This window comes from Micromonospora sp. CNZ286, from assembly GCF_014207755.1.
In genome coordinates, this window is the sequence record NZ_JACHIZ010000001.1 from 2,661,864 (window position 1) to 2,686,923 (window position 25,060).

The following is a 25,060-nucleotide window of genomic DNA, read 5'->3' on the forward strand; positions in this document are numbered from 1 at the left end:
GTGATGAAGCGCCGTGCTGGCGCCGTCCTGGCACTGTTTGTGACAAGTGCTCTGCTGGCCTCCGCGTGCAGTGGTGGTGGCGACGAGGAGAAGGCCGCCGAGAGCGAGCTGTACAAGAACCCGGTGACCTTGACCTGGTGGCACAACGCGTCGCAGGACGGGCCCGGCAAGACGTACTGGGAGAAGGTCGCCAAGGACTTCTCCACGGCCCACCCGACCGTCAAGATCGAGATCGAGGCGATCGAGACGAACCAGCTCCAGCGCACCCGGCTCCCCGCCGCGCTGCTGAGCAACGACCCGCCGGACATCTTCCAGGCGTGGGGCGGCGGCGAGATGCGCGAGCAGGTCGAGGCCGACTACCTCAAGGACATCACCGACCAGGTGAAGGGCGAGGTCGCCGACATCGGCAACGCCGCCGAGATCTGGCAGGTCGAAGGCAAGCAGTACGGCCTGCCGTACCGGATGGGCATCGAGGGCATCTGGTACAACAAGGACATGTTCGCGAAGGCGGGCATCACGGCGCCGCCGACCACCTTCGAGGAACTCAACGCCGCGGTCACCAAGCTCAAGGCCATCAACGTCATCCCGATCGCCCTCGGCGCCGGTGACAAGTGGCCCGCCGCGCACTGGTGGTACAACTTCGCGCTGCGTGCCTGCTCGGTCGACACGCTGAAGAAGGCGACCAAGGACCGGAACTTCGACGACCCGTGCTTCGTCAAGGCCGGCCAGGACCTCAAGACCTTCATCGACACCAAGCCGTTCCAGAACAACTTCATCGCCACGCCGGGTCAGAACGACCCGACCAGCGCCAACGGCCTGCTCGCGAACGGCAAGGCCGCGATGGAGCTGATGGGTGACTGGAACCGCGGCACCCTGGACACCGTCGCCACCGACAAGGCGGCCCTGGGCAAGTTCCTCGGCTGGTTCCCGGTGCCGGCGATCTCCGGCTCCGCCGGTGACCCGAAGGCGGCCCTCGGCGGCGGTGACGGGTTCGCCTGCTCCAAGAACGCCCCGGCCGAGTGCGTCGAGTTCCTCAAGTACCTCGTCAGCCCCGAGGTGCAGAAGGGCTACGCCGCCACCGGCACCGGCCTGCCCGTCGCCAAGGGCGCGGCCGACGGCGTCACCGACCCGGCCCTGAAGTCGATCCTCCAGGCCACGTCCGACGCCACCTACGTGCAGCTCTGGCTGGACACCGCCTACGGCAGCACCGTCGGCACCGCGATGAACGACGCGATCGTCGCGATCTTCGCCGGCAACGGGACACCTGAGAAGGTCGTCTCGGCCATGAAGGCGGCCGCAAGCAAGTGACGTCCGCATCGCAGACCCGTACGCCCGCCGTCGGTGCGCAAGCGCCGCCGGCGGGCCTCCGGCCCGGCGCACGGGCCGCCTCCCGCCGCGCCGAGACCCGTCGCAAGTGGTACGAGATCATCGGGCTGACCACGCCCGCGATCGTCATCTACGTGATGTTCGTGCTGGTGCCGATGGGCTTCGCGTTCTACTACAGCCTGTTCCGCTGGCGCGGCGTCGGCCCGCCCACCGAGTACGTCGGCTTCCGCAACTACACGCTCGCCTTCCAGGACCCGATCTTCCTCGACGCGCTGCGCAACAACGCGATCATCGTGTTCGGGTCGCTGCTGATCCAGGGCCCGGTCGCGCTGGGCATCGCCCTCCTGCTCAACCGCCGCTTCCGCGGGCGCTCGGCGTTCCGCCTGCTGGTGTTCGTGCCGTACGTGCTGGCCGAGGTCACCGTCGGCATCATGTGGAAGCTGATCCTGACCGAGAACGGCACGCTCGACGCGCTGCTGCAGTCGATCGGGCTCGGCGGGCTGGTGCAGGCGTGGCTGGCCGACCTGGACGTGGTGATCTGGACGCTGCTGTTCGTCCTCACCTGGAAGTACGTCGGCTTCGCCATCATCCTGCTGCTCGCCGGCCTGTCGAACGTGCCGCAGGAGTTGAACGAGGCCGCGGAGATCGACGGCGCGAGCTGGTGGCAGATCCAGCGCCACGTCACGCTGCCGCTGCTCGGCCCCACCATCCGGATCTGGATGTTCCTGTCGATGATCGGCTCGTTGCAGGTCTTCGACATGGTCTGGGTGACCTCGGTGCCGGCCGTGCGCTCGCTCGGCGCCTCGGCCACCATGGCGACGTACATGGTGGACAACGGCTTCTTCGCCCGGCTCTGGGGCTACGGCAACGCGGTGGCCGTGATTCTGTTCGCCATCTCCTTCGTCGCGGCGCTGCTGTTCCAGCGGTTCCTGCTCCGCCGTGACATCGAGGGCGCCATCACCCGGAAGGGGAAGTGACAGTGGCCGTGAACTCCGTACCCGCCCCCTCGGCCGGGCGCCGGCCGGTCCAGTGGAGCGCGCCGCTGACGTACGCGCTCGCGCTCGCGGTCGCGGCCGTCTCGATCGCACCCGTCGTGTACGTCGTCGTCGGCGGTTTCCGGACCACGCCGCAGATCGTGAACGACCCGGCCGGCCTGCCGGACCCGTGGGTCTGGGAGAACTACTACCGGGTGCTGACGCAGAGCGGCTTCTGGAAGCAGGCGTTCAACAGCGCCGTGGTCGCCCTCGGGACCACGCTCGGCGTGGTGGTGCTCGGCATGGCCGCCGCGTTCGTGCTCGCCCGGTACACGTTCCGGGGCCGCGAGGGGCTCTACACCTTCTTCACCCTCGGCCTGCTGTTCCCGGCCGGCGCGGCGATCCTGCCGCTGTACCTCATGCTGCGCGACCTGAACCTGATCAACTCCTACTACGCGGTGATCCTCCCGCAGGTGGCCTTCTCGTTGCCGCTGACGATCGTCATCCTGCGGCCGTTCCTGTCGGCCATCCCGCGGGAGCTGGAGGACGCGGCCGCCATCGACGGCGCCGGCCGGCTCGGCTTCCTCTGGCGGATCGTGCTGCCGCTGTCGCGGCCCGCGGTCGTCACCGTCGGCATCCTCGCGTTCGTGGCGAGCTGGAACGCGTTCCTCCTGCCGCTGCTCGTCCTGGGGGACGTCAACCTGCACACCCTGCCGCTGGGCGTGCAGAACTTCTCCAGCCAGTACACCACCGACACCGCGGGCGTCCTCGCCTTCACGTCGCTGGCGATGTTGCCGGCGCTGCTGTTCTTCACCCTGGCGGAGAAGCAGATCGTGGGCGGCCTCCAGGGCGCGGTCAAGGGCTGAGCGGCAGCGGTACCAGCACAACCAGTGGAAAGGCACACCATGACAGAGGTCCACGCGGTGGTGGACGGGCCGGTACCGGCTCAGGCAGGTTCGGACCACGACCGGCCGGACGGGCACGACGCCGAGGCGCGCGTACGGGAACTGCTCGCTCGCATGACGATCGAGGAGAAGGTCGCGCAGCTCGTCGGGTTCTGGGAGAAGGAGGACGGTGAGGCGGTCGCGCCCCTGCAGGGCGAGTTCGCCGACACCGGCCGGCTCGAGGACTTCTCCCGGCACGGGCTGGGTCACCTCACCCGCGCCTACGGCACCCGCCCGGTCGACGCCGCGGCCCGCGCGGCCTGGCTGTGGAAGTTCCAGCGGGACCTGGTGACCGGCACCCGGCTGGGCATCCCGGCGATCGTGCACGAGGAGTGCCTGACCGGCCTGTCGGCGTGGAAGGCGGCCACCTTCCCGACGCCGCTGGCCTGGGGCGCCGCGTTCGATCCCGATCTGGTCGCCGAGATGGCGGCGGCGATCGGGGCCTCGATGCGCGCGCTCGGCATCCACCAGGGACTGTCCCCGGTGCTCGACGTGATCCGGGATCCCCGCTGGGGCCGGGTCGACGAGTGCATCGCCGAGGACCCGTACCTCGTCGGCACCATCGGCACCTCGTACGTGCGGGGGCTCCAGTCGCAGGGCGTGCTCGCGACGCTGAAGCACTTCGCCGGCTACTCCGGCTCGCGGGCCGGGCGCAACTTCGGCCCGGTGCACGCCGGTCCCCGGGAACTCGCCGACGTGCTGCTGCCGCCGTTCGAGATGGCGATCCTCGACGGTGACGCGCGCAGCGTCATGCACTCGTACGCGGAGATCGACGGCGTGCCGGTCGCCGCCGACCCGACGATGCTCACCGACCTGCTGCGGGACCGGTGGGGGTTCGACGGGACCGTGGTGGCCGACTACTACGGGGTCGCCTTCCTCAACCTGCTGCACCACGTCGCGGCCGACAACGCGGACGCGGCCGTGCAGGCGCTGAGCGCGGGCCTCGACATCGAGCTGCCCACCGGCGACGCCTACCTGACCCTGACCGAGACGGTGCGGGCCGGCAAGGTCGACGAGGCGCTGGTCGACCGGGCGGTGCTGCGGGTCCTGCGCCAGAAGCAGGAACTCGGACTGCTCGACGCCACGTTCGACGACGAGCCGCCGGGCGCGATCGACCTCGACTCGCCGGAGCACCGGGCGATCGCCCGCCGGCTCGCCGAGGAGTCGGTCGTCCTGGTCGCCAACGAGGGCGTGCTCCCGCTGCCGGCGGGCCGGCGGGTGGCCGTGGTCGGCCCGAACGCCGACCGGCAGGGCGCGCTGTTCGGCTGCTACTCGTTCCTCAACCACGTGCTGGCCCACCACCCGGGCGTGGAGACCGGGTTCGAGGTGCCGACAGTGCTGGAGGCGGTGCGCGCCGAGTTCGGCGCCGACCGGGTCACCTTCGCGGCCGGCTGCGAGGTGGACTCGACGGACCGGTCCGGGTTCGACGAGGCGGTCGCCGCCGCGTCCGCCGCCGACGTGGCAGTTCTCGTGGTCGGCGACCACGCGAGCCTGTTCGGCCGCGGCACCGTCGGCGAGGGCTGCGACCGGGACGACCTGGAGCTGCCCGGCGTGCAGCGGCAGCTCGTCGAGGCGGTGCTGGGCACCGGCACCCCGGTCGTCCTCGTGCTGCTCACCGGCCGCCCGTACGCGCTCGGCTGGGCGCTGTCCCGGTGCGCGGCGGTGGTGCAGACGTTCTTCCCGGGCGAGGAGGGCGCCGGGGCGATCGCGGGTGTGCTCTCCGGGCGGGTCAACCCGTCCGGCCGGCTGCCGGTCAGCCTGCCCGGCTCGGCCGGCGCGCAGCCGTACTCGTACCTGCACCCGGAGCTGGGGGAGGGCATGAACGGGACCAACCTGCCGGCGACTCCGGTGGCGCCGTTCGGGCACGGGCTGTCCTACACCACGTTCGCGTACACCGATCTGACCGTGCCGGCCGAGGTGCCGACCGACGGGGCGCTGCGGGTGTCGGTGCGCGTGACGAACACCGGCCCGGTCGCCGGTGACGACGTGGTGCAGCTCTACGGCCGCGACCTGGTCGCCTCGGTGACCCGGCCGGTCGCGCAGCTGCTCGGCTACCGGCGGGTGCGCCTGGAGCCGGGCGCCTCGGTGACCGTCGAGCTGACCGTCCCCACCACGCGGCTGGCGTTCACCGGCCGCACGCTCACCCGGGTGGTGGAGCCCGGGGAGGTCGACGTCTGGGTCGGCACGAGCGCCCGGCGCGACGCCCAGGCGCGGACGACGCTGACCGGCGACACCGCCGCGATCACCGCCGCCTCGCCCCGCTGGACGACGACCGACCTTCGCTGAGCCGGGTCCGCCGGTCGTCCACGGGGCGGTCGGCGGACCCTTTCGGTGCATATTGACGTTATGCCGTTTTTGACTCAGTAGGCTCCAGGGTGTCATCCAGCCCGTGACCCGGGGCTTCCGGTGCCGCCCGCCACGCGCGGATCGCGCCTCGCCGCCCGGTCGGCTGGATCCCCGTCGCCGGCACCCACAGGGATGCGTGAGTCACGATGATGGACGCGGACACGATGGTCCTGCCCCGGCTCGGGGACGCCACGGTCGAGGATCCGTGGGGCGAGGACCGGCCGCGCCGGGTCACCGTCCGCGCCGCGACCGGCGTGCTCCGGTGGCGGATCGTGGCGTGGCTGGTGCCGGCGGTCCTGATGGGTGCGCTCGGCGCCGCGCGGATCACGGAATCCGGGGCGAGCGCCGGAGAACTCGCGACCCGGCGCGCGGCCACGTCGCCCTGGCCGGGGATCGGCGTCACGCTGACCGGCGACGACCTCGCGCTCGGGCCGTACCACCTGCTCATGCGCGGCTGGGCGGCGCTGTTCGGCGCGGCGGACCTCGCGCTGCGCGTACCGTCCCTGCTGGCCATGGTCGGTGCCGCGGCGCTCGTCGGCGCGCTCGCCGCCCGGATCGCCACGCCCGCCGCCGGCCTGCTCGCCGGCGTGATCTTCGCGGTGCTGCCGGCCTCGATCCGGTACGCGCAGGAGGCGCAGCCGTACGCCCTGGCGGTGTTCGCCGCCGTGCTCGCCACCTGGCTGCTGGTGCCCGCGCTCGACCGGCCGGGCGCGCGCCGGCTCGTGCCCTACGCGGGCGCGGTGCTGCTGCTGGGCGTGTGCCAGCCGGTGGCGTTGCTGCTGCTCGCCGGCCACGGCTGGGTCGTGCTGGCGTTCCGTCGCCGCTGTGCTCTCCGGTGGCTGGCCGCCGCGGCCCTCGGGCTGCTCCCGGTCGCCGCGCTGCTCGCCTCCGGCCTGAGTGGCGGCGGGCACCTCGCGTCCGGCGCCCGTCCCGGTGCCGCGGTGCTCGCGGCCACGCCCGGGGACCTGTTCGGCGTCGCCGCGCTCGGCGGCGTGCTGGCCGGGCTGGCCCTGTTCAGCCTCCCGCTGCGGTACGCCGCCGCGATCTGCACCGCCTGGGCGCTGGTGCCGGCGCTCGGGCTGCTGGCGCTGGCGCAGGCAGTGCCGGTCTGGTCGGCGGTGAACCTGCTGTTCACGGTGCCGGCCTGGGCGGTGCTCGGCGGGGTGGCCCTGTCCCGGGCGCGTGCCGCCGGGGTCGTCGCCGTGCTGGTGCTCGTCGCGCTGCTCGCCGTGGCGGCCCAGCTTCCCGGCTGACCGCGTGACCGGTCGACGAACGGGCGACGTCTGCCTGATTCGCCCTTTTTGCGGTTGATTGTCGGCTTAGCATTCGGTCGGCTCCTGAGCCGGAAGCAGACCATGGGGGAAACGTGGCCGTCGCCGCCGATACTCGCCCGTCCCGCGCCACGACGGCCGGGCCGCCGGGCGCCCGCCCGATCGCACCCGTCCCGCCCGGGACGCCGGCCGATCCGGACCGCCGGCAGCGCAACGTCCGCGCCCGCCTGGCGTACGCGCGCTGCGGCGCCACCGCCGGTCCGCTGCGCCCGCCCCGGCGCCCCGACGCGGCGGTCGAGTTCCGGCCCACCGCCTCGGTCGCCGCGCGGCTGGTGCTGACGTTGCTGGTGCTCGTCAACAGCGCCGCCGGGCTGGTCTTCGTCGGCTGGCTGCTGCTGCCCCAGCACGTACCCGGCCCCGGCGTCGTCGGGCTCGGCGGCTGGCAGACAGTCGCCGCCCGGCTCGCGTTCTGCGTCGTCGTCGGCGTCGAGCTGATCCGCCTGGCGCAGAACGTGGTGGTCTGGGTATTCGCCTTCCACGCCCGGGATCCGGTGCCTGTCGACCCGCCGGTCGGCCTGCGGGTCGCCCTGCTCACCACCATCGTGCCGAGCAAGGAGCCGATCGAGGTCGCCGAGCGGACGCTGCGCCGGCTGCGGGAGATCGTCTACTGCGGGCACGTCGACGTGTGGATCCTCGACGAGGGCGACGATCCGGCGGTACGGGCGATGGCCGCGCGGCTGGGCGTACGCCACTTCACCCGCAAGGGCCGGCCCGAGTACAACCGGCCCGGCGGCGAGTTCCGGGCCCGCACCAAGTCCGGCAACCACAACGCCTGGCGGGCCGAGCACGAGCACCGCTACGACGTGGTCGCCAACGTCGACCCGGACCACGTGCCGCTGCCGAACTTCCTGGAACGCACGCTCGGCTACTTCCGCGACCCGGACGTCGCGTTCGTGGTGACCCCCCAGGTGTACGGCAACATGCACCAGAACTTCGTCGCCCACGGCGCCTCGGTGCAGCAGTACCTCTACAACGGGCTGATCGCCCGTGGCGGCAACGGCCTGGACGCGCCGCTGCTGACCGGCACCGGGCACCTCTACCGGCCGGCGGCCTGGCGGACCATCGGCGGCTACCAGGACTCGATCATCGAGGACCACCTCACCAGCATCCGCGTGCACGCCGCCGTCAACCCGGCCACCGGCAGCCGGTGGAAGGGCGTCTACACCCCGGACGTGGTGGCGCTCGGCGAGGGACCGACCTCCTGGGCGGACTACTTCAACCAGCAGAAGCGCTGGGCGGCCGGGATCTGCGAGATCCTGCTCCGGCGCGAGCTGCGCACACCGCGCGACCTGCCGTCCCGTCGTCGCTGGCAGTACCGGCTGCTCCAGTTCTACTACCCGAGCGTGGCGGTGAGCCTGCTGCTGGGTAACGCGGCCACCGCGCTGCACCTGCTGACCGGCGTCGACGCGGGTCGCCTCGACCCGCAGGTCTGGGCGACGCTGTGGGGGTCCACCATCGGCACCTGGTTCCTGCTCTGGCTGTGGCTGCGCCGCTTCAACATCGCCCCGCACGAGCGGGAGGAGGTGGGCATGGCCGGCATGGCGCTCGCGCTGTTCGCCGGACCGGTCTACGTGGCCGCGGCGGTGGGCGCCCTGCTGCGCCGCAAACTCGGCTTCGTGGTCACCGCCAAGGGCGCGCTGCGCACCGTCGAGTCGCCGCGTACGTTCCGGCTGCACCTGTGCTGGGCGCTCGCCGCCGCCGGACTGCTCGCGGCGAGCTTCGCGCTGGACCACGACTACCCGCTGCTGCGGGTCTGGCCGGCGCTGACGCTGCTGACCGGGCTCGCGCCGCCGTTGATCTCCTGGGTGGAGAGTCTGCGGGCGCGCCGGGACCGGGTCGCCGGCGTGGCCCGGGAGCCCCAGGTGGTGCCCCGGACCGTGGCCGAGGGTGGTGTGCCGTGCTGAGGCCGACGCTGCCCCGGATGGGCCTGGCGCTGGCCGGGGTGCTGCTGCTCGCGTACGCCTTCGTGGTGGCGCCGGGCGCGTGGCGCGACCCGGGCACCGACGCCGCGGTGCAGCGGCCCGCCCCGGCGACGCCGCAGGCGAGCACCGACGTGCCGGCGGCGGTCGTGCCGAGCCCGCGCGGCGGCCCGTTCCCGCCGGCCGGGCAGGCGTTCTTCGGGGTGATGACCGACAAGGGACCGTACGACTTCGCGCCGGTCGACCGGTTCGCCGACGCGGCCGGTCGGTCGCCGCAGGTGATGCTCTTCGGCGCGGACTGGGCGTCGGCCGCGTTCGACCGGAGCCTGTTCGACCGGATCGCCGAGCGGGGCATGATGCCGATGCTCGGCTGGGAGCCGTGGGACCACACGGTCGACAAGGCGGCCCGCCGCACCGAGCTGACCGACAGGCAGATCGACCGGCTGCGCGCCACCCAGCCGGACTACCGGCTGTCCCGGATCGCGCGCGGCGACTTCGACGCGTACCTGCGCTCCTGGGCCGACGGCGTCCGGTCGCTGGGCTACCCGGTGGCGATCCGCTTCGCGCACGAGATGAACGGCGACTGGTACCCCTGGTGCGAGCGGGCCAACGGCAACCGCCCCGGCGACTACGTCCGCGCCTGGCGGCACGTGCACGACGTCTTCGCCGAGGCCGGCGCCACGAACGTCACCTGGGTGTGGAGCCCGAACGCCCGCTGGGACAAGACGACCGCCGGGCTCACCGGCCTCTACCCGGGCGACGAGTACGTCGACTGGGTCGGTGTCACCGGCTACTACGGCAGCGGCGCCTTCACCAAGACGTACTGGTCGTTCGACCAGATCTTCGGCCCGACGATCGCGGAGATCCGCAAGGTCACCGGCAAGCCGCTCGTGGTCACCGAGACCGGCGCCGCCGACGCGGCCGGGCACAAGGCCCGGTGGATCCGGGACACGTTCCGCGCCCTGCCCCGCTATCCGAACCTGATCGGGCTGATCTGGTTCGAGGTGGACAAGGAGAAGGACTGGCGCATCGCCGGCTCGCCGGCGGCGGCGACCGCGTTCGCCGAGGCGGTGGCCGCCGAGCGCTACGACGTGACCTGGTCACCGGCGGTGCGGCCACGCGAAGGCCCCTGACCTGGAGCCGTTCCTCGCCCCCCGAGCACGAGATGTACGCCGCCGTCCAGGCGGACCTGCCGGACTGGCTGGACCGCTCGGAGGAGTGGCTCAGCGCCACCCAGATCCGGCTGCTGCGCGACATGCCGCACCTCAATGAGTGCGCTGGCCGAGCAGCTCTGGCCGGAGCGGCAGTCGTGGCTGCCGGAGGACGTCTTCATCGGCGGCTACCGAAGTGCGGGCCAGTGCTCCGGCCTTCAGGCGGGGGAAGGCCCGCGCTGGGAGGGCCGCCAAGGCCCGAGCAGTGCCTTAACCTCGCGCCCGCTCGTTCTGCTCGGCCACGGGGACCGGCACGATGGCAGCGATCCGGCGTCCGTGGTTGGTCACGTAAAGGGTCTTGCCGTAGACGGCGACGCCGTTGAGCGCTCCGGCGAGCGTCTTGCGCAGCTCGCGGACGCTGATCTCATTTTCGCGGGTGTCACTCATAGTCGCCATCGTAACCTTGTGTACACTTGGGTGTGTGCAGCTCCGGTACAACTACCGCGTGTACCCGACGCCTGGCCAGCAGATCGAGCTGGCGCGGGCGTTCGGGTGCGCGCGGGTTGTGTTTAACGACGGGCTGCGCCTGCGTCAGCAGGCCCGGGAGGCGGGGGAGAAGTACATCTCCGACGGGGAGCTGTCCCGGCGTCTGATCACCGAGGCGAAGGCGACGCCGGAACGCGCGTGGCTGGGAGAGGTTTCCACCGTGGTGTTGCAGCAGGCACTGGCGGACCTGAACACCGCGTACCGCAACTTCTTCAACTCGATCACGGGCAAGCGCAAGGGCCGCAAGGTCGCACCTCCCCGGTTCCGCTCCCGCAAGGACAACCGGCAGGCCATCCGCTTCACGAAGAACTCCCGGTTCAAGGTCCTCGACAACGACCGGCTGCGGTTGCCGAAGATCGGCGACCTCGCAGTCCGCTGGTCCCGGACGCTGCCCTCAGACCCGTCATCGGTGGCGATCATCCGGGATGCGGCCGGACGGTACTTCGCGTCGTTCGTCGTGCAGACGGGCGAGGACGAGGCGTTACCGCCGGTCGACTCCGAGGTCGGGATCGACCTGGGCCTGACCCACTTCGCGGTGCTCTCGGACGGCACGAAGGTGGCGGCGCCGACGTTCCTGCGCCGGGCCGCGCGCAAGCTCAAGCGGTTGCAACACGACCTGTCCCGCAAGCAGAAGGGCTCGGCCAACCGCAAGAAGGCCGTCGTCAAGGTCGCACGGGCGCACGGGCGGGTGGCCGACATGCGGCGGGACTGGCAGCACAAGCTGTCCACGGCGATCATCCGCGAGAACCAAGCGGTGTACGTCGAGGACCTGTGCGTCGTCGGTCTCGGCCGGACGCGGCTCGCGAAGTCCGTGCACGACGCGGGCTGGGCCAGCTTCACCGCCATGATGGAGTACAAGGCCGCCCGGTACGGACGCACCTTCGGCCGGGTGGATCGGTTCTTCCCGTCCACCCGCATGTGCTCCGACTGTGGCCGGATCAACGAGAAGATGGCGCTCAACGTCCGAGCGTGGGACTGCCCCTGCGGGGCAGCCCACGATCGGGACGTGAACGCCGCGAAGAACGTCAAGGCCGCCGGGCAGGCGGACTTCAACGCCCGTGGAGCGCACGTAAGACCGGGGCTCGTCCCGGCGGCGCGCAACGAAGCGGGAACCCACCCGGACGCCGCGTGTTCCACGCGCAGCGTGGAGGGAATCTCCGTCCCTTAGGGCGGAGAGGATGTCAAACCATCTCGGCGCAGGACCCGCCCGAGGTGATCATGATGGAGCGGGAGCGGCAGGCGAGGTCGCTACCCGGCCAGGAGCAGATGGTGGCTCTGTACGAGGAGGAGCAGCGGGTGATGCGCGAGTGGGTGCCGCTGGCCCAGTTCGGCGTACCGGACGAGGAGTACGTCAACGCGCGGTTCCTGATCCGCCACGACGACCTCGCCGCCCGGCGGTTCGACAGGGTGCTGTCCTTCTGCGAGTTCACCGAGTGACAGCCGGAGCGGCTCAGACCAGCGTGCGGACCGCCCGCAGCGCCGCCTCCACGTCCTGCTCGCCGTTCGCGATCGTCGCGCCGAAGCGCAGGTACGACGGCCGGTAGGGCGTGCTGCTGGCGATCACGCCGGCCGACCGCAGCCGGTCCACCGCCCGGTCCGCCGGCACGCCCGGCACCTCGCAGCAGACCACCCCGGCGGACAGGTCGGCGTCGCGCGGCGTGACCAGCCGGACGCCCCGGATCCCGGCCAGCCCCTCCTTGAGGAGGTCCGCGAGTTCCCGGGTGCGCCCGGCGACCCGGGCCGGGCCGATGCGCCGGTGGAACGCGAACGCGTCGGCGAGCGCCCAGCGGTGCTCGAAGCTGTGGTAGCCGCCGGGCGTGTGCGCCGGGCCCGGTGGCACGGGCTGCCCACCGGTGCCGCCGGCGAGCCAGCGACCGATGCCGCGCCTGTCGAAGCTGGGGATCACCGGCGTCATCCGGGCCCACGCCCGCTCGGCGGCCCAGACCAGGCCGGTGCCGCGCGGCCCGAGCAGCCACTTGTGGCAGCCGGAGACGAGCACGTCGCAGCCGAGCTGCTCCGGTGTGGACGCGTCGGCGCCGAAGCCGTGCACCGCGTCGAGGCAGAGCAACGCCTCCGGGCTGCGCTCGCGGACCGCCTCGGCCAGCCGGCGTACCGGCAGCTTCACGCCGGTGCTGGAGTGCACCCAGGTCAGCGCCACCACCCGGGTACGCGGCGTGAGCGCCGCGGTGAGGCCCGCGACCATCTCGTCCGCCCCGGCCGTGGCCGCGTCGCGGTAGAGGCGGGCCCGGCGTACGGTCAGCCCGTCGCGTGCGGCGCGCAGCCGCAGCGATTCGTGGGTGGCGTAGAAGTCGTGCTCGGTGGTCAGCACCTCCTCGCCCGGTCGCAGGCGGATCGCGCTGTAGACCAGGCCGAGGCCCATGGTCGTGGAGTCGGTGAGCGCGATGTGGTCCGAGCGGGCGCCGAGGTGCCCGGCCGCCGCGGCGAGCACCGCCCGGTCCAGCCGTTCCTCGTTCGCGGCCAGGTAGCCGGAGGCGTCCCGGTCGAGGCCGGCGCGGTGGGTGGCCACGGCGGCCCGTACCGGGGCCGGGTGCGGTGCGAAGACGAACGTGGCCAGGTGCGCCCGGGAGCGGTCGAGCGCGAACTGGGCGCGGACGCTGTCCCAACTGGCCGGATCCAGGGCGGGCGCGTCGTCGGACACCGCGGTCCCGGCCGCCGGGCGGTCCGGGTCGCAGCCGGTGGCCAGGCCGGTGACGCCCGCCGCCGCTGTGGCGCCGAGCAGGTGCCGCCGGGTCAGGCGCCGTCGGGTCGGATGCATGGGGTCAATCGTCCGCCGTGCATGTCACGGCCGGGTCACCGTCGGTGCCGGGGGACCGGTGATTTCACCGATGCGCGTCGGCGGTCCGGGCGCGGATGCTGACGCATGTCGATGTAATTCCGGCGCAAGGAGTGACCGACGTGCCCACCACCATCCGTTCCCGTACCCCCGTCCGTGCCCTGGCCCGCCTCGCCGTGGCCGCACTGCTCGCCACCGGCGGCGCCCTCGCCGTCCCGGTCGCCGCGAACGCGGCCAGCCCCTACGAGCGCGGCCCGGCGCCCACGAACGCCATCCTGGAGGCCAGTCGCGGGCCGTTCGCCACCTCCTCGATCAACGTCTCCTCGTTGAGCGTCACCGGCTTCGGCGGCGGCGTCATCTACTACCCGACCAGCACCGCCGAGGGCACTTTCGGCGCGGTCGCCATCTCGCCCGGCTACACCGCCTCGTGGTCCAGCCTGAGCTGGCTGGGGCCGCGGATCGCCTCGCACGGCTTCGTGGTGATCGGCATCGAGACCAACACGCGGCTGGACCAGCCGGACAGCCGGGGCCGCCAGCTCCTGGCCGCGCTGGACTACCTGACCCAGCGCAGCTCGGTCCGGGGCCGGATCGACTCCTCCCGGCTGGCAGTGGCCGGGCACTCGATGGGTGGTGGCGGCAGCCTGGAGGCCGCGGCGGCCCGGCCGTCGTTGCAGGCCGCCGTCCCGCTCGCACCGTGGAACCTGGACAAGACCTGGTCCGACGTACGGGTGCCGACGCTCATCATCGGCGGCGAGAGCGACAGCGTGGCACCGGTGGCGAGCCACTCGATCCCGTTCTACAACAGCATCCCGGCGTCCTCGGAGAAGGCGTACCTGGAGCTGAACGGCGCGAGCCACTTCTTCCCGCAGACCGTGAACACGCCGACGGCGAAGCAGACGGTCGCGTGGCTGAAGCGGTTCGTCGACGACGACACCCGCTACGAGCAGTTCCTCTGCCCCGGTCCGACCGGGTCGGCGATCGAGGAGTACCGCAACACCTGCCCCAGCTCCTGATCCCCTCCGCTCCCGGGGTGGTCGCCACGGCGGCCACCCCGGGAGCGTGTCCGCCTCTTTTCCGACGGGTTGCCCATCTGTGACACTGCATGCATGGTTTCTGCATCGACAGTGCATATAGCCTTGCGGGGCCGGGACGACGAGTGCGACGCGATCCGCCGGCTCCTCGACCGCGACGACGGCGGCGCCCTGCTGTTCCACGGGCCGCCCGGCTCCGGGCGCAGCGCGCTGCTGGCGTACGCCCGCAGGTGGGCCGGGCAGCGCGCGGTGCTCGCCGGCGGCGGCCTGGCCGACGAGGCGACACTGCCCTACGCCGGGCTGCACCGCCTGCTCGACCCGGTGCTGGACGCGGACACCGCACTCCCGGTGCGGCAACGCCGGCTGCTGCGCCGGGCGCTGGGCGGCGACGGGTGCCCGGCCGAGCAGCGGCTGGCCCTGGCCGCGGCGGTGCGCTCCCTGCTCGCCGCCGTAGCCGCGGACCGGCCGATGCTGTGCACGGTGGACGACCTCGACACCGGCGATCCGCAGAGCGCCTGGACGCTCGCCGTGGTGGCGCGCCGGCTGCGTCGGCTGCCGGTGGCGATGCTGCTGGCCGCGACCGCACCGGCCACCGTCGACGGCGTACCCGCTCACCGGCTGCGCCCGTTGGACGCCCACGAGTGCCACGCGATGCTCGCCGGGCTCCGCGAGCGGCCACCCGCGCCGGTCGCCGCCGCACTGGCCGCGCTCAGCCGGGGCAGCCCGGCGGCGCTGACCGACCTGGCCGGCACGCTCACCCCCGCCCAGTGGCGGGGCGAGGCGCCGCTGCCCGACGCGCCGCCCGTGGACGGCGCGCTCGCCGCCGCGTACCGGGCCCGCCTGGACCGGCTGCCGGTCCCGACCCGGCGGATGGTGCTGCTCGCCGCGCTCGATCCCGGAGACGACCCGGGCACCCTGGTCCGCGCCGCGTGGGCGGCCGGGCTGACCGTCGAGGCGCTCGCCCCCGCCGAGGCCGCCGGACTGCTGCGCACCGGGCCGGGCGGGGTGACGTTCCCGCACCCGCTCGCCCGCACGATGATCACCGCCGTCGCGCCGCTCGCCGACCTGCGCGCGGCGCACCTGCTGCTGGCCGGCACGCTCGCCGAGGGCACCCTGGGCCGGGCGCTGCGCCACGCCACCGCCGCCGACTGTCCCTCCGACGTGCTCGCCGCCGAGCTGACCGCGGCTGTCGACGAGGTGCCGGACCGGGCCGCCGCCGCGGTCGTGCTGCGCCGCGCCGCCGAACTGAGCCCCGACCCCGGCCGCGCCGCCGAACTGACAGTCGCGGCCGCGCGGTGCGCCTGGACAGCAGGCGACCCGGACCAGGCCCGAGGGCTGCTGCGACGCCTGCCCGCCGCGTCGCCCGCCGAGGGCCGGGCCGACCTGCTCCGCGGCGACATGCAGCTGCGCTGCGACGCGCCCGCCGCCGCGGTCGCCACGCTGCTGGCCGCCGCCGACGCGGTCGCGCCGGCCGACCGGCGGGCCGCGCTGCTGGCGCTGGTCCGGGCCGGCGAGGCCATCTGCGTCACCGGCGACCAGTACCGGTACGCCGAGGTGGCCCGCCGGGCCGAGGCGCTGCGGCGGCCCGGCGACCCGCCCGAGCTCGACCTGCTGGCCACGTTCGCCTCGGGCGTCGGGGCGACGCTGCGCGGCGACCACGCGCGCGGCGGCCCGGCGCTGCGCCGGGTCGTCGTCCTCGGCGGCCGGCTGACCGGGCCCGCGCTCACCCCCGGCGCGCTCGTCTGCGCCGCCGCGGCCGCACTGCTGGTCGCAGTGGACGGTCCCGCGCACCGGCTCGCCGGCCGGGCGGCCGAGGTGGCCCGCTCACGCGGCGAGCTGTCCCTGCTGCCCCGGGCGCTGGAGCTGCGGGCGGTCGCCGAGTACTGGCTGGGCCGGCACGAGGCCGCGGCGGAGACCGCCCGCGAGGGCGTGCGCGCGGCCCGCGCCACGGGCCAGCACGTGTGCGCCCAGGTGCACCTCGGCATCCTCGCCGTGCTGGCCGCGGTCCGCGCCGACCGGGACGCCGCGCTGGCCCGGATCGCCGAGATCGGTGACGGGGCCGCGCCGGGGAGCCGGCCGGACGCCTACGCCCGCTGGGCGCTCGGCGTGCTGGACCTGATCGACGGCCGGTACGCCGACGCGGTGGCCCGGCTGTCCGCGCTGGCCCGTACCCGCACCGGCCGGGGGCAGGTGCTGGTCCAGGTGATGGCCACGCCGTACCTCGTGGAGGCCGCCGCCCACGACGGCGGGCGGCCGGCCGCCGCGCTCGCCGTGTTCGACCACTGGGCCAGCAGTACGGCGAGCCCGTCGCGGCGGGCGCTCGCCGCGCGCTGCCGGGCGCTGCTCGCGCCGCGCGGCGGTCCGGAGGCCGAACGGGAGTTCCACACGGCGCTGCGGCTGCACCCGGCCGACACCGACCGGTTCGAGCGCGCCCGCACCGAGCTGCTGTTCGGCCGCGAGCTGCGCCGCCGGCGCCGGCCGCGGGACGCCCGCGCGCACCTGCACCGGGCCCGGGAGGCGTTCACCCTGCTCGGCGCCGCCGTCTGGGCCGACCGGGCGGGGGAGGAGCTGCGCGCGGCGGGGGAGTCGGTCGGGCCGGTGCGGCACGGCCCGGAGCAGTTGCTGACCGGGCAGCAACTGCACATCGCCCGGCTGGTCGCGGAAGGGGCGACCAACCGGGAGATCGCCACCCGCATGTGCCTGTCCACCCGGACCGTCGACCACCATCTGCGCAACGTCTTCCACCGGCTGGGCGTGCGCTCGCGTACCGAACTGGCCCGACTGCTGTCCTGACCGCCCGCCGCCCTCGGGCGCCCGCGCGGCGTCGGTCGCCGCCGGGCCGGCTGCGCCGCCGGGGTCAGCGCAGTGCGGCCACCGCGGCGTCCGCGCCGCCGCGCCAGAGCACGCCGGCCTCGGTGAAGCCCGCCGCGCGCAGCGCGTCCAGGTGCCAGGTCGCGGGCGGGTTCCACTCCGGGCTGTGCCCGGTCGGGTAGATCTGCCGCCGCTTCTCCACCAGCGGCCCGAGCACCGGATCGTCGGCCGCCTGCTCCCACCAGTCCGACCAGGACAGCGCCGCGCCCGCGCGGTGCCGGGCCGCCCGCTGCTCGCCGGCCCGCGTGTGCAGCCGGTCGGTCAGCGTCGGCATCCCCTCGTCGGGCATGTGGTCGGCGTTGACGAACACCCCGCCGGGGCGCAGCACGTCGCGGATCTCGCCGTACAACCGCGCGAGGCGCGGACCGTCGAGCCAGTGCAGGGCGGTCGCGGTGAGCACGGCGTCGTAGTCGCGGTGCGGCAGCGCGGCGGCCCAGTCGGGCCGGTTGAGGTCGGCGGTCACCACAGTGGCCCGCCCGGCCAGCGCCGCCTCGGCGAGGGTGAGCAGCACCGGGTCGAGGTCGAGCACCGTCACCTCGGCGTCCGGCCGGCGGGCCAGCGTGCGCAGGCTGATCGATCCGGTGCCGCCCGCGAGGTCGAGGACGCGTGGCGGCCGGTCGCCGGCGACCGCCTCGACGGCGTCGAGCATCGCCGCGAAGCGGTGCTCCCGGTCGGGCAGGTACGCCTCCTGCTGCCGGTCCCAGCTCTCCTGCCAGGCCCGCACATCCAAATCGTAAGGAGTCATGCCGCTCACGATAGTTACCGCCGGTGGACCTGTCGAGGCTTGTTGCCAAAGTTTTGCAATAAGCGCCGCCGTCCCGGCGGCGTCACCGGGACCGGACGTGCGGCGGGTCGACGGTGACGAGCGGGTGACGCGCGCTGCGGCAGGGTCGCGGCACGACGACGGCACCGTTCGAGGGGGCTGCATGATCAGGACGATGCTCCGGCTGCGCGCGCGCACCGGCTGCGAGCCCGCGGTCGGGCCGGCCTTCGAGACGGTCGCCGGGCAGCTCGGCGCGCTGGCCGGCAACCTGCGGCACGAGCTGCTGCGCGACGCCCTCGACCCGCGCGGCTTCGTCGTCGTCACCGAGTGGGCCGACGACGCGGCACTGCGCGCGTACCGGCGGGGGCCGGTGGCGGCCCGCCTGGCCGACCTGCTCCGGCCGCTGACCGAGCCGGACGGCGACCCCGGCTACCCGCTGATGCGCGAGACCGGGGACGGGACGGGTCCGGTCTACGTGGACGTCGAACTGACAGTGCCGCTCGACCGGCTTGCCGAGTTCCACAGCGGCTACCCCGAGGTGGTCCGGCGGATGGCGGCGATACCCGGCTACCGCCGCGAACAACTGCTGCGGGAGCCCGGCTCGGACATCCACCACATCTTCGCCGAGTGGGACGGCGCCGCGCCGTTCCTCGCCTGGATCGGCGACCCGGCCCACGCCTCGGCGCAGGCCGGGCCGATCGCGCCGTTCCTTCTCGACATCCGGCGCCGGCTGTTCCACGTCGTGCCCGACGCGGACGGCCGCCGACAACCCACCACGGGCTGGGAGGCCGACGTGCACAGGACAACAGACGTACTCGTCGTCGGGGCGGGGCCCACCGGGCTGACCGCCGCCGTCGAACTGGCCCGGCGGGGCATCGATTGCCTGGTGATCGACAAGCAGGCCACCCCGCCCGGCCACGCCGACAAGGCGATCGGTGTGCACTGCCGCACCATGGAGATCTGGGAGGAGCAGGGCGTCGTCCGCGAGGCCATGGACGCCGGCATCTGGCTCACCGGCAACACGGTCTTCGTCAACGGCGAGCAGACCCACCGGATGAGCTGGGAACTGCCCGGCCTGCCGTACGCCCACCTCGGCCTGCCGCAGTACGAGACCGAGCGGATCCTCACCACCCGGCTGGCCACCCTCGGCGTCCGCCCGCAGCGCGGCACCGAACTCGTCGACTTCACCCAGGACGCCGACGGCGTGACCGCCACAGTCCGCACCGCCGACGGCGGCACCGAGACGGTACGCGCGGCGTACCTGGTCGGCGCCGACGGCGCGCACAGCCGGGTACGGGAGCGGCTCGGGCTCACCTTCACCGGCGGGCTCGGCCGGTTCCCGCAACTGTTCATGCTGGTGGACGTCGACGTGGACTGGGACATGCCGGACGGGCACCTGCTGCGGTTCCTGCACATGACCGACGGGCAGATGGACGGGATGCTCGTCTGCGTACCACTGCGCGGCGAGCACCGCTACCGCATCGCCACCCTCGCCCCGCCCCGGTTCTTCGCCCAGACCGGCGGGCGCGACGCCCCGCCCGGGTTCAGCGAGGAACTCGACGAACCGACGATCGAGGACGTGCAGGCCGCGCTGGACCGCCTGGCGCCGCCCGGCACCCGGGCGAGCAACCTGCGCTGGTCGTCGGTGTTCCGGATCAGCCACGGCATCGTCGACCGCTACCGCGACGGCCGCGTGTTCGTCGCCGGCGACGCCGCCCACCTGCACCCGCCGGCCGGTGGACAGGGCATGAACACCGGCATCCAGGACACCTGGAACCTCGCCTGGAAGCTCGCCCTGGCGGTACGCGGTCTCGCCGCGCCCGGCCTGCTCGACAGCTACGAGACCGAGCGGCGGCCGGAGGGCGAGGAGATCGTCGGCCGGGCGGTACGGATGGCCGGCACCGAGGAGGTGGACCGCGCCGACCTGGAACGGCAGTTCCTCCAGGAGATGTCCATGCTGCTCAGCTACGCCGGCAGCCCGCTGGTCGGGGAGACCGTCGCCGACCCGGCCGCGCTCGGTGACGCGCCCCGCCCCGGCGACATCGCGCCCGACGTCGACGGGCTGCGCCGGCGCGGCGTCGGCCACCCGCTGCGGCTGCGCGACCTGACCCGGGGCACCCGGCACACGCTGCTGCTCTACGCCGACCGCACGGCCGACGCGGGGCAGTTGGCCGCGTTCACCGGCCTGTGCGCCGACGCGCGCCGGCTCGCCGGCGGGGAAGTCGAGGCGTACCTGCTGCTCGACCCGGACGCCGACGAACCGCGACTGCTCGACCCGCCCGTGGTGCGCGACGCCGAGCGCCGCTTCCGCGCCGCGTACGGGCTGGACGGCACCGGCCTGTACCTGATCCGCCCGGACGGGCACATCGGGTTCCGGGGCGCGCCGGTCGACCCCGACGCGCTGCGCAAGCACCTGCACCTGGTGTTCGGGAGCGCCCGGTGAGCCGGGTCCGGACCGTGCTGTCGATGCGGACCCGGGAGGGCTGCGAGGAGCGCTTCGAGGCGGAGTGGCTCACCGCCGCCGAACAGATCCGCACCCTGGACGGCTGCCTGCACCAGGACCTGGTCCGCGACGCCGACGACCCGCGCAGCTATCTGATCATCAGCGACTGGGCGGACCGCGAGCGGCTCGACGCGTTCGGGCGCAGCTCGCACCGGGACCGGCTGCTGAGCATCATCCGTGAGCTGCGGGAGTCCGCCGACCGGCACACCTACCAGGTGCTGCACAGCGTGACCGGCGAGCCGGGGGAGGGGCGATGACCGACGACGTGGTGCCGGCGAGCGAGCTCTACACCGACGCGTTCGCTGCCGACCCGTACCCCACCCTGGCCCGGCTGCGCGCCGAGCGGCCGGTCTGCCCGGTCGGCTCGCCGCGCTTCGACTCCTGGCTCATCACCCGCTTCGACGACGCCCGCACCGCGCTGACCGACCCGCGCCTGTCCAAGGACCTGTACGGGCCGGAGCAGCACTACCTGAAGATCTTCGGCCCGAACTCCGAGGGTCTGAACCGCAACATGCTCAACTCCGACCCGCCGGAGCACACCCGGCTGCGCCGGGTGGTGTCGCAGGCGTTCGCGCCCCGGCGGATCGAGGCGCTGCGCCCCCGGGTGGCGTCGATCGTCGACCAGCTCATCGACAAGATGGCGCCGCACGGCGAGGCGGACCTGATGCACGACTTCGCCATCCCGCTGCCGATGACAGTCATCTGCGAACTGCTCGGCGTGCCGCCCGCCGACCACGGCCGGGTGCTCGACTGGACCCAGGTCATCCGCACCTCCGGCTCCACCAGCCGGCCCCCCGCCGAGGAGCGGGCGGCGGTGCAGGAGGCCCAGCTCCGGCTGCACCACTACCTGGCCGGGCTGGTCCGCGCCAAACGCGACGACCCGGCCGACGACATCATCGGCGCGCTGATCAAGGCGGTCGACCAGGACGGGACGCTGTCCGAGGCGGAACTGGTCACCACCACGTTCCTGCTGCTGTTCGCCGGGCACCAGACCACCGCCGACTTCCTCGGCAACGCCGTACTGGCCCTGCTGACCCACCCCGAGCAGATGGAACTGCTGCGCGCCACGCCGCGTCTGCTGCCCGCCGCGATCGAGGAGCTGTTGCGCTTCGACGGGCCGCTGCCCGTGGCCAGCCCGCGCATCGCCACCGAGGACGTCGACTACCAGGACGTACGCATCCCGCGCGGCGCGATCGTCGGGGTCGCGATCAACGCGGCCAACCACGACCCGGCGCACTTCGCCGACCCGGACCGGCTGGACCTGCGCCGGGTGCGGGGCCCGCACCTCGGGTTCGGTCACGGCGTCCACTACTGCCTGGGCGTCTCACTGGCCCGGATGGAGGCCGAACTCGCGCTCGGCGCGCTGCTGCGCCGGCTGCCCGGACTGCGTCTCGGCGTGCCGCTGGCCGAGGTGCGCCGGCTCCCCGCCGCCTCGCCGTTCCGCGGCCTGCTGGAACTGCCTGTCACCTTCACCGCGTGACGGCGCCGCCGTCCGAACCCACCCACCAAGGAGCAGTCATGGTCTTCCGCAACGTGATCGTCTGTCACATGGTCCCCGGCAGCGAGCAGATCGTCGGCGGCGTGTTCGGCCACTACGACCAGGCCACCCGGCCGCAGGATCTGGGCGTCATCGGCCGGTACCTGCTGTCGCACCACGACCTCTACATCCACGTGATCGAGCGGGAGCAGGACCCGCGGATCTCCGGGCAGACCCGCGGCCTGCCCGCCTTCCAGAAGATCGCCGAAGAGATCGGCCCGTACGTCACGCCCTACCCGCGCTACTGGAAGAACCCGTCGGACTCGGTGGCGAAGGAGTTCTACCACTGGGCGCCCGAGGGCGAGCCGCCAGCCGACACCACGCTCACCGTGATCGTCGGGCGGATCAAGCCGGGCGCCGAGCCGGACGTGGCACGGGTCTTCGCCGAGTCCGACGCCGGGTCGCTCCCGGCCGACCTCGGGGTCACCGGGCGCTGGCTCTACTCGATCGACGACGTCTACGTGCACCTGCTCGAACAGGAGTCGTCGGCGGCCGAGGCCACCCGGGACCAGCACGGCGACAAGCCCGCGTTCGGCAAGGTGATGCAGGACCTGGGCCCGTACATCGAGCCGTACCGGCCGGACCGGTGGCAGGGCCCGCAGGACTCGGTGGCCACCGTCTTCTACCGCTGGCAGGCCCAGGACTGAGCGCCCCGGACGCGACCACGAGCGGGGTTTACAACCCGGTGACCCTGTGCCAGCCTCGTGGGCGCGCTCCCACGATCGCCGGCGGTGGCACGTCTCCCGGGAGCCGGAGGGCGGTGCGCCGTGACGGCGGCGGTGGACGTCGAACTGGTGACGGCGGCACGCCAGGGTGACCGGGCCGCGCTCACCGCGCTTCTCGCCGCCCATCTGCCGCTGGTGTACAACGTGGTCGGACGCGCGCTGGCCGGGCACGCCGATGTCGACGACGTGGTGCAGGAGGTCATGCTCCGCGTCGTCGAGCGGCTGCCCACGCTGCGCGAGCCGGACCGGTTCCGCGCCTGGCTGGTCACCATCGCCATCCGCCAGGTCCGCGAACACGCCCGCCGCCGGGCCGGGGCCCGCCAGGTGCCGCTGGATCCGTACGCGGAGATGCCGGATCCGGACGCGGACACCGCCAGCGCGGCCCTGTCCGAGGTGGACCGGGACGCCCGGCGACGGGACGTGCTCTCCGCGGTCGCCTGGCTCGACGCCGACGACCGTGAGGTGCTCGCGCTGTGGTGGCGGGAGCTGGACGGGGAGCTGACCCGCGGCGACGTGGGCGAGGCACTCGGGGTCGGCGCCTCCCACGCGGCGGTCCGGATCCAGCGGATGCGTTCCCGGCTCGCGCAGGCGTACACCGTCCTGGCCGCGTGGCGGGCCCGGCCGCGCTGCCCCGGCCTGGCCGTCGCCGCTCGGGCGTGGGACGGCACGCTCGTGCCGCTGTGGCGCAAACGGCTGAGCCGGCATGTCCTGGCCTGCCCGGCCTGCCTCGCCGCGGGCGGACGCCGCGGCACGCCGGAGCAGATCCTGCCCGGCCTGGCCGGGCTGGCGGTGCCGGCCGGCCTGGCCGCCGGACTGCGCGCGGCGCTCGAAGCGCAACCGGCGGTGGTGGCGGTCCCGCCCGTGGCGCCGGCCGCGGTGGGCGGCCTGCGGCGGGCGTTGTCGTCGAAGGCGGCGGTCGCCGCCGGCACGGTCGCGGTCCTGGCCGTCACCGCGCTCGCCCTTGCCGTGCGCCACGAGCCGGACGGCCGGGACGGTGTGGTGGCCGCCGCGCCCACGCTCCCGGTCCGGGGCGGGCCGTCGGCCGCCGCACCGTCCACCGTCGCGTCGCCGCGTCCGTCGCGTGCGCTCACCGGCGTGACCGACGCCGACATCGTCGTCGCCCCGGACGGCAGCGACGACGGCGACGGCAGCCTGCGCCGCCCGTACGCCACGCTGAACCGGGCGGCCGAGGTGGTCCGGCCCGGCCAGACCATCGCCCTGCGCGGTGGCACGTACCGGATGACCGAGCCGGTGACCATCGGTACGGACGGCACGGCGGACCGGCGCATCGTGCTCAGCGCATACCGGGGCGAGCGGCCGGTGCTCGACGCCGCCGCGGTGCCCGCGGACGCCTGGGCCGTCACCCAGCGGACCGCCTGGTGGACCGTGCAGGACATCGAGGTACGCGGCTCCCGCAGCCACGCCTGGGTCTGCCGGGCCTGCTCCCACACCGTGTTCCGTCGCCTGTCCGTGCACGACAACGCCCGTTCCGGCCTGACGCTGCGCGACCCGGAAACAGTGGGCAACCAGGTGCTCGACAGCGACTTCTTCCGCAGCTACGACCCGGCGGACCCGGGCGGCTCCGGCGTGGGGCTCGCGGTCAAGTTCGGCGACGGCGCGGGCAACGTGCTGCGCGGCAACCGGACCTTCCACAACGCCGACGACGGCATCGACCTCGGCGGCTTCGCCGACCCGGTCACCGTGGAGCGGAACTGGTCCTACGGCAACGGGCAGAACCGGTGGGGCGTGACCGGCTGGGACAGCAACGGGTACGGCTTCTCGCTCGGCGGCGGGGAACCGGTCCCGGCCGGTCACCGGGTGCGGGACAACGCCGCCTGGGGCAACCGGGGACACGGATTCGGTGTGGAGGCCAACACCGGCCGGATCGACCTCACCGGCAACACCGCGTTCCGCAACGGTGGCGCCGGCTTCGACCTGACCGGCGCCGGCGGCACGGCCCGGTGGAACCTGGCCCTGGACAACCGGACGCCGGCCCGGGGCGGTGAGCGCGTCGCCGCCACCGGAAACTCGTGGGACGACGACGGCTGGAGCGCCGCCCGGCTGCGGTCCACCGACCCGCGCACGGCCGAGGGCCCGCGCCGCGCCGACGGGACACTGCCGTCCACCGGCTACCTCGGCACCGGCACCCGGGTCGGCGCCGACCTGACAGCCCGCTGAGGCGCCCGGCGGAAAACCGGCGCGAGAAAAAGCGTTGTCGCGGCCGGACCGCCCCGTCTGTGTGGTGACGGGTAGCCGGGCAGCATCCGTCACCGGGCACCGGCTGCCGCCGTGAGGGCCG

General features: G+C 73.9%; 19 protein-coding genes. 16 read left to right on the forward strand and 3 right to left on the reverse strand.

All coding sequences use genetic code 11. The annotated features are described in order from the left end of the window. The first annotated feature begins 39 nt into the window (after window positions 1–39). The 7 genes from FHX31_RS11920 to FHX31_RS11950 all read left to right on the forward strand — a co-directional run bounded on the left by FHX31_RS11920 (window position 40) and on the right by FHX31_RS11950 (window position 9,973). A complete protein-coding gene (locus FHX31_RS11920; protein WP_240638062.1) occupies window positions 40–1,308 on the forward strand; it encodes an ABC transporter substrate-binding protein in 1,269 nt (422 codons plus the stop codon). Continuing rightward, entirely contained in the window at window positions 1,305–2,303 is a 999-nt protein-coding gene (locus FHX31_RS11925) for a carbohydrate ABC transporter permease (protein ID WP_013286792.1), read from the forward strand. The genes FHX31_RS11920 and FHX31_RS11925 overlap by 4 nt, the downstream gene beginning before the upstream one ends. Further along, on the forward strand, window positions 2,300–3,166 hold the full coding sequence (locus FHX31_RS11930; protein ID WP_013286791.1) for a carbohydrate ABC transporter permease: 867 nt from the start codon (window positions 2,300–2,302) through the stop codon (window positions 3,164–3,166). The genes FHX31_RS11925 and FHX31_RS11930 overlap by 4 nt, the downstream gene beginning before the upstream one ends. Before the next feature lie 39 nt (window positions 3,167–3,205). Further along, the gene (locus FHX31_RS11935) at window positions 3,206–5,530 is read left to right on the forward strand and encodes a beta-xylosidase/alpha-l-arabinosidase (RefSeq protein ID WP_184976153.1); all 2,325 of its coding nucleotides are present in this window, start codon (window positions 3,206–3,208) and stop codon (window positions 5,528–5,530) included. 206 nt (window positions 5,531–5,736) lie between these two features. Beyond that, window positions 5,737–6,843, forward strand: a complete 1,107-nt coding sequence (locus FHX31_RS11940; RefSeq protein WP_184976157.1) for a glycosyltransferase family 39 protein — start codon at window positions 5,737–5,739, stop codon at window positions 6,841–6,843. A gap of 113 nt (window positions 6,844–6,956) precedes the next feature. Then, entirely contained in the window at window positions 6,957–8,825 is a 1,869-nt protein-coding gene (locus FHX31_RS11945) for a glycosyltransferase family 2 protein (protein WP_184976160.1), read from the forward strand. Beyond that, window positions 8,819–9,973: a glycosyl hydrolase gene (locus FHX31_RS11950; RefSeq protein WP_184976162.1), complete on the forward strand. Its 1,155-nt coding sequence runs from the start codon at window positions 8,819–8,821 to the stop codon at window positions 9,971–9,973. Before FHX31_RS11945 ends, FHX31_RS11950 begins: the two co-directional genes overlap by 7 nt. A 288-nt stretch (window positions 9,974–10,261) precedes the next feature. On the opposite strand, the gene FHX31_RS11955 is transcribed toward FHX31_RS11950, so the two are convergent. Next, window positions 10,262–10,438, reverse strand: coding sequence for a hypothetical protein (locus FHX31_RS11955; RefSeq protein WP_225319553.1), 177 nt, complete (start codon window positions 10,436–10,438; stop codon window positions 10,262–10,264). Window positions 10,439–10,472: 34 nt separating this feature from the next. On the opposite strand from FHX31_RS11955, the gene FHX31_RS11960 reads away from it, so the two are divergent. Continuing rightward, the gene (locus FHX31_RS11960) at window positions 10,473–11,705 is read left to right on the forward strand and encodes an RNA-guided endonuclease InsQ/TnpB family protein (RefSeq protein ID WP_114920619.1); all 1,233 of its coding nucleotides are present in this window, start codon (window positions 10,473–10,475) and stop codon (window positions 11,703–11,705) included. A 50-nt stretch (window positions 11,706–11,755) separates the two neighbouring features. Further along, window positions 11,756–11,974 carry a YwqG family protein gene (locus FHX31_RS11965; protein ID WP_013476467.1) on the forward strand — a complete coding sequence of 73 codons (219 nt, stop codon included), beginning with the start codon at window positions 11,756–11,758 and terminating at the stop codon, window positions 11,972–11,974. A gap of 13 nt (window positions 11,975–11,987) precedes the next feature. Here the strand turns inward: FHX31_RS11965 and FHX31_RS11970 are convergent, their stop codons facing one another. Then, complete coding sequence (locus FHX31_RS11970) at window positions 11,988–13,313, reverse strand: aminotransferase class V-fold PLP-dependent enzyme (RefSeq protein WP_184976165.1); 1,326 nt, start codon at window positions 13,311–13,313, stop codon at window positions 11,988–11,990. Between the two features lie 140 nt (window positions 13,314–13,453). Here FHX31_RS11970 and FHX31_RS11975 point away from each other — a divergent pair, with 140 nt between their 5' ends. Then, window positions 13,454–14,344, forward strand: coding sequence for an alpha/beta hydrolase family protein (locus FHX31_RS11975; protein ID WP_013476469.1), 891 nt, complete (start codon window positions 13,454–13,456; stop codon window positions 14,342–14,344). A 123-nt stretch (window positions 14,345–14,467) separates the two neighbouring features. Further along, window positions 14,468–17,155, forward strand: coding sequence for a helix-turn-helix transcriptional regulator (locus FHX31_RS11980; RefSeq protein ID WP_486481669.1), 2,688 nt, complete (start codon window positions 14,468–14,470; stop codon window positions 17,153–17,155). A 64-nt stretch (window positions 17,156–17,219) separates the two neighbouring features. Here FHX31_RS11980 and FHX31_RS11985 read toward each other — a convergent pair whose 3' ends face one another. After that, window positions 17,220–17,978: a class I SAM-dependent methyltransferase gene (locus tag FHX31_RS11985; RefSeq protein ID WP_013286780.1), complete on the reverse strand. Its 759-nt coding sequence runs from the start codon at window positions 17,976–17,978 to the stop codon at window positions 17,220–17,222. Between the two features lie 181 nt (window positions 17,979–18,159). On the opposite strand from FHX31_RS11985, the gene FHX31_RS11990 reads away from it, so the two are divergent. The 5 genes from FHX31_RS11990 (at window position 18,160) to FHX31_RS12010 (ending at window position 24,939) form a co-directional block, all read left to right on the forward strand. Continuing rightward, entirely contained in the window at window positions 18,160–20,439 is a 2,280-nt protein-coding gene (locus FHX31_RS11990) for an FAD-dependent oxidoreductase (protein WP_184976173.1), read from the forward strand. Beyond that, entirely contained in the window at window positions 20,436–20,756 is a 321-nt protein-coding gene (locus FHX31_RS11995) for a putative quinol monooxygenase (protein WP_013286778.1), read from the forward strand. Before FHX31_RS11990 ends, FHX31_RS11995 begins: the two co-directional genes overlap by 4 nt. Continuing rightward, the gene (locus FHX31_RS12000) at window positions 20,753–21,979 is read left to right on the forward strand and encodes a cytochrome P450 family protein (protein ID WP_030268518.1); all 1,227 of its coding nucleotides are present in this window, start codon (window positions 20,753–20,755) and stop codon (window positions 21,977–21,979) included. The genes FHX31_RS11995 and FHX31_RS12000 overlap by 4 nt, the downstream gene beginning before the upstream one ends. 38 nt (window positions 21,980–22,017) lie before the next feature. Beyond that, window positions 22,018–22,683 carry a TcmI family type II polyketide cyclase gene (locus tag FHX31_RS12005; protein ID WP_013286776.1) on the forward strand — a complete coding sequence of 222 codons (666 nt, stop codon included), beginning with the start codon at window positions 22,018–22,020 and terminating at the stop codon, window positions 22,681–22,683. Between the two features lie 120 nt (window positions 22,684–22,803). Next, window positions 22,804–24,939: a sigma-70 family RNA polymerase sigma factor gene (locus FHX31_RS12010; RefSeq protein WP_184976175.1), complete on the forward strand. Its 2,136-nt coding sequence runs from the start codon at window positions 22,804–22,806 to the stop codon at window positions 24,937–24,939. Window positions 24,940–25,060 lie beyond the last annotated feature (121 nt).

What these genes read in the sequence shown, in the direction of transcription:
- FHX31_RS11935 (WP_184976153.1), top strand. Translation starts at nt 3,206, where the DNA reads ATGACAGAGGTCCACGCGGTGGTGGACGGGCCGGTACCGGCTCAGGCA.
- FHX31_RS11940 (WP_184976157.1), top strand. Translation starts at nt 5,737, where the DNA reads ATGATGGACGCGGACACGATGGTCCTGCCCCGGCTCGGGGACGCCACG.
- FHX31_RS11955 (WP_225319553.1), bottom strand. Translation starts at nt 10,438, where the DNA reads ATGAGTGACACCCGCGAAAATGAGATCAGCGTCCGCGAGCTGCGCAAG.
- FHX31_RS11965 (WP_013476467.1), top strand. Translation starts at nt 11,756, where the DNA reads ATGATGGAGCGGGAGCGGCAGGCGAGGTCGCTACCCGGCCAGGAGCAG.
- FHX31_RS11970 (WP_184976165.1), bottom strand. Translation starts at nt 13,313, where the DNA reads ATGCATCCGACCCGACGGCGCCTGACCCGGCGGCACCTGCTCGGCGCC.
- FHX31_RS11985 (WP_013286780.1), bottom strand. Translation starts at nt 17,978, where the DNA reads ATGACTCCTTACGATTTGGATGTGCGGGCCTGGCAGGAGAGCTGGGAC.
- FHX31_RS11990 (WP_184976173.1), top strand. Translation starts at nt 18,160, where the DNA reads ATGATCAGGACGATGCTCCGGCTGCGCGCGCGCACCGGCTGCGAGCCC.
- FHX31_RS12000 (WP_030268518.1), top strand. Translation starts at nt 20,753, where the DNA reads ATGACCGACGACGTGGTGCCGGCGAGCGAGCTCTACACCGACGCGTTC.
- FHX31_RS12005 (WP_013286776.1), top strand. Translation starts at nt 22,018, where the DNA reads ATGGTCTTCCGCAACGTGATCGTCTGTCACATGGTCCCCGGCAGCGAG.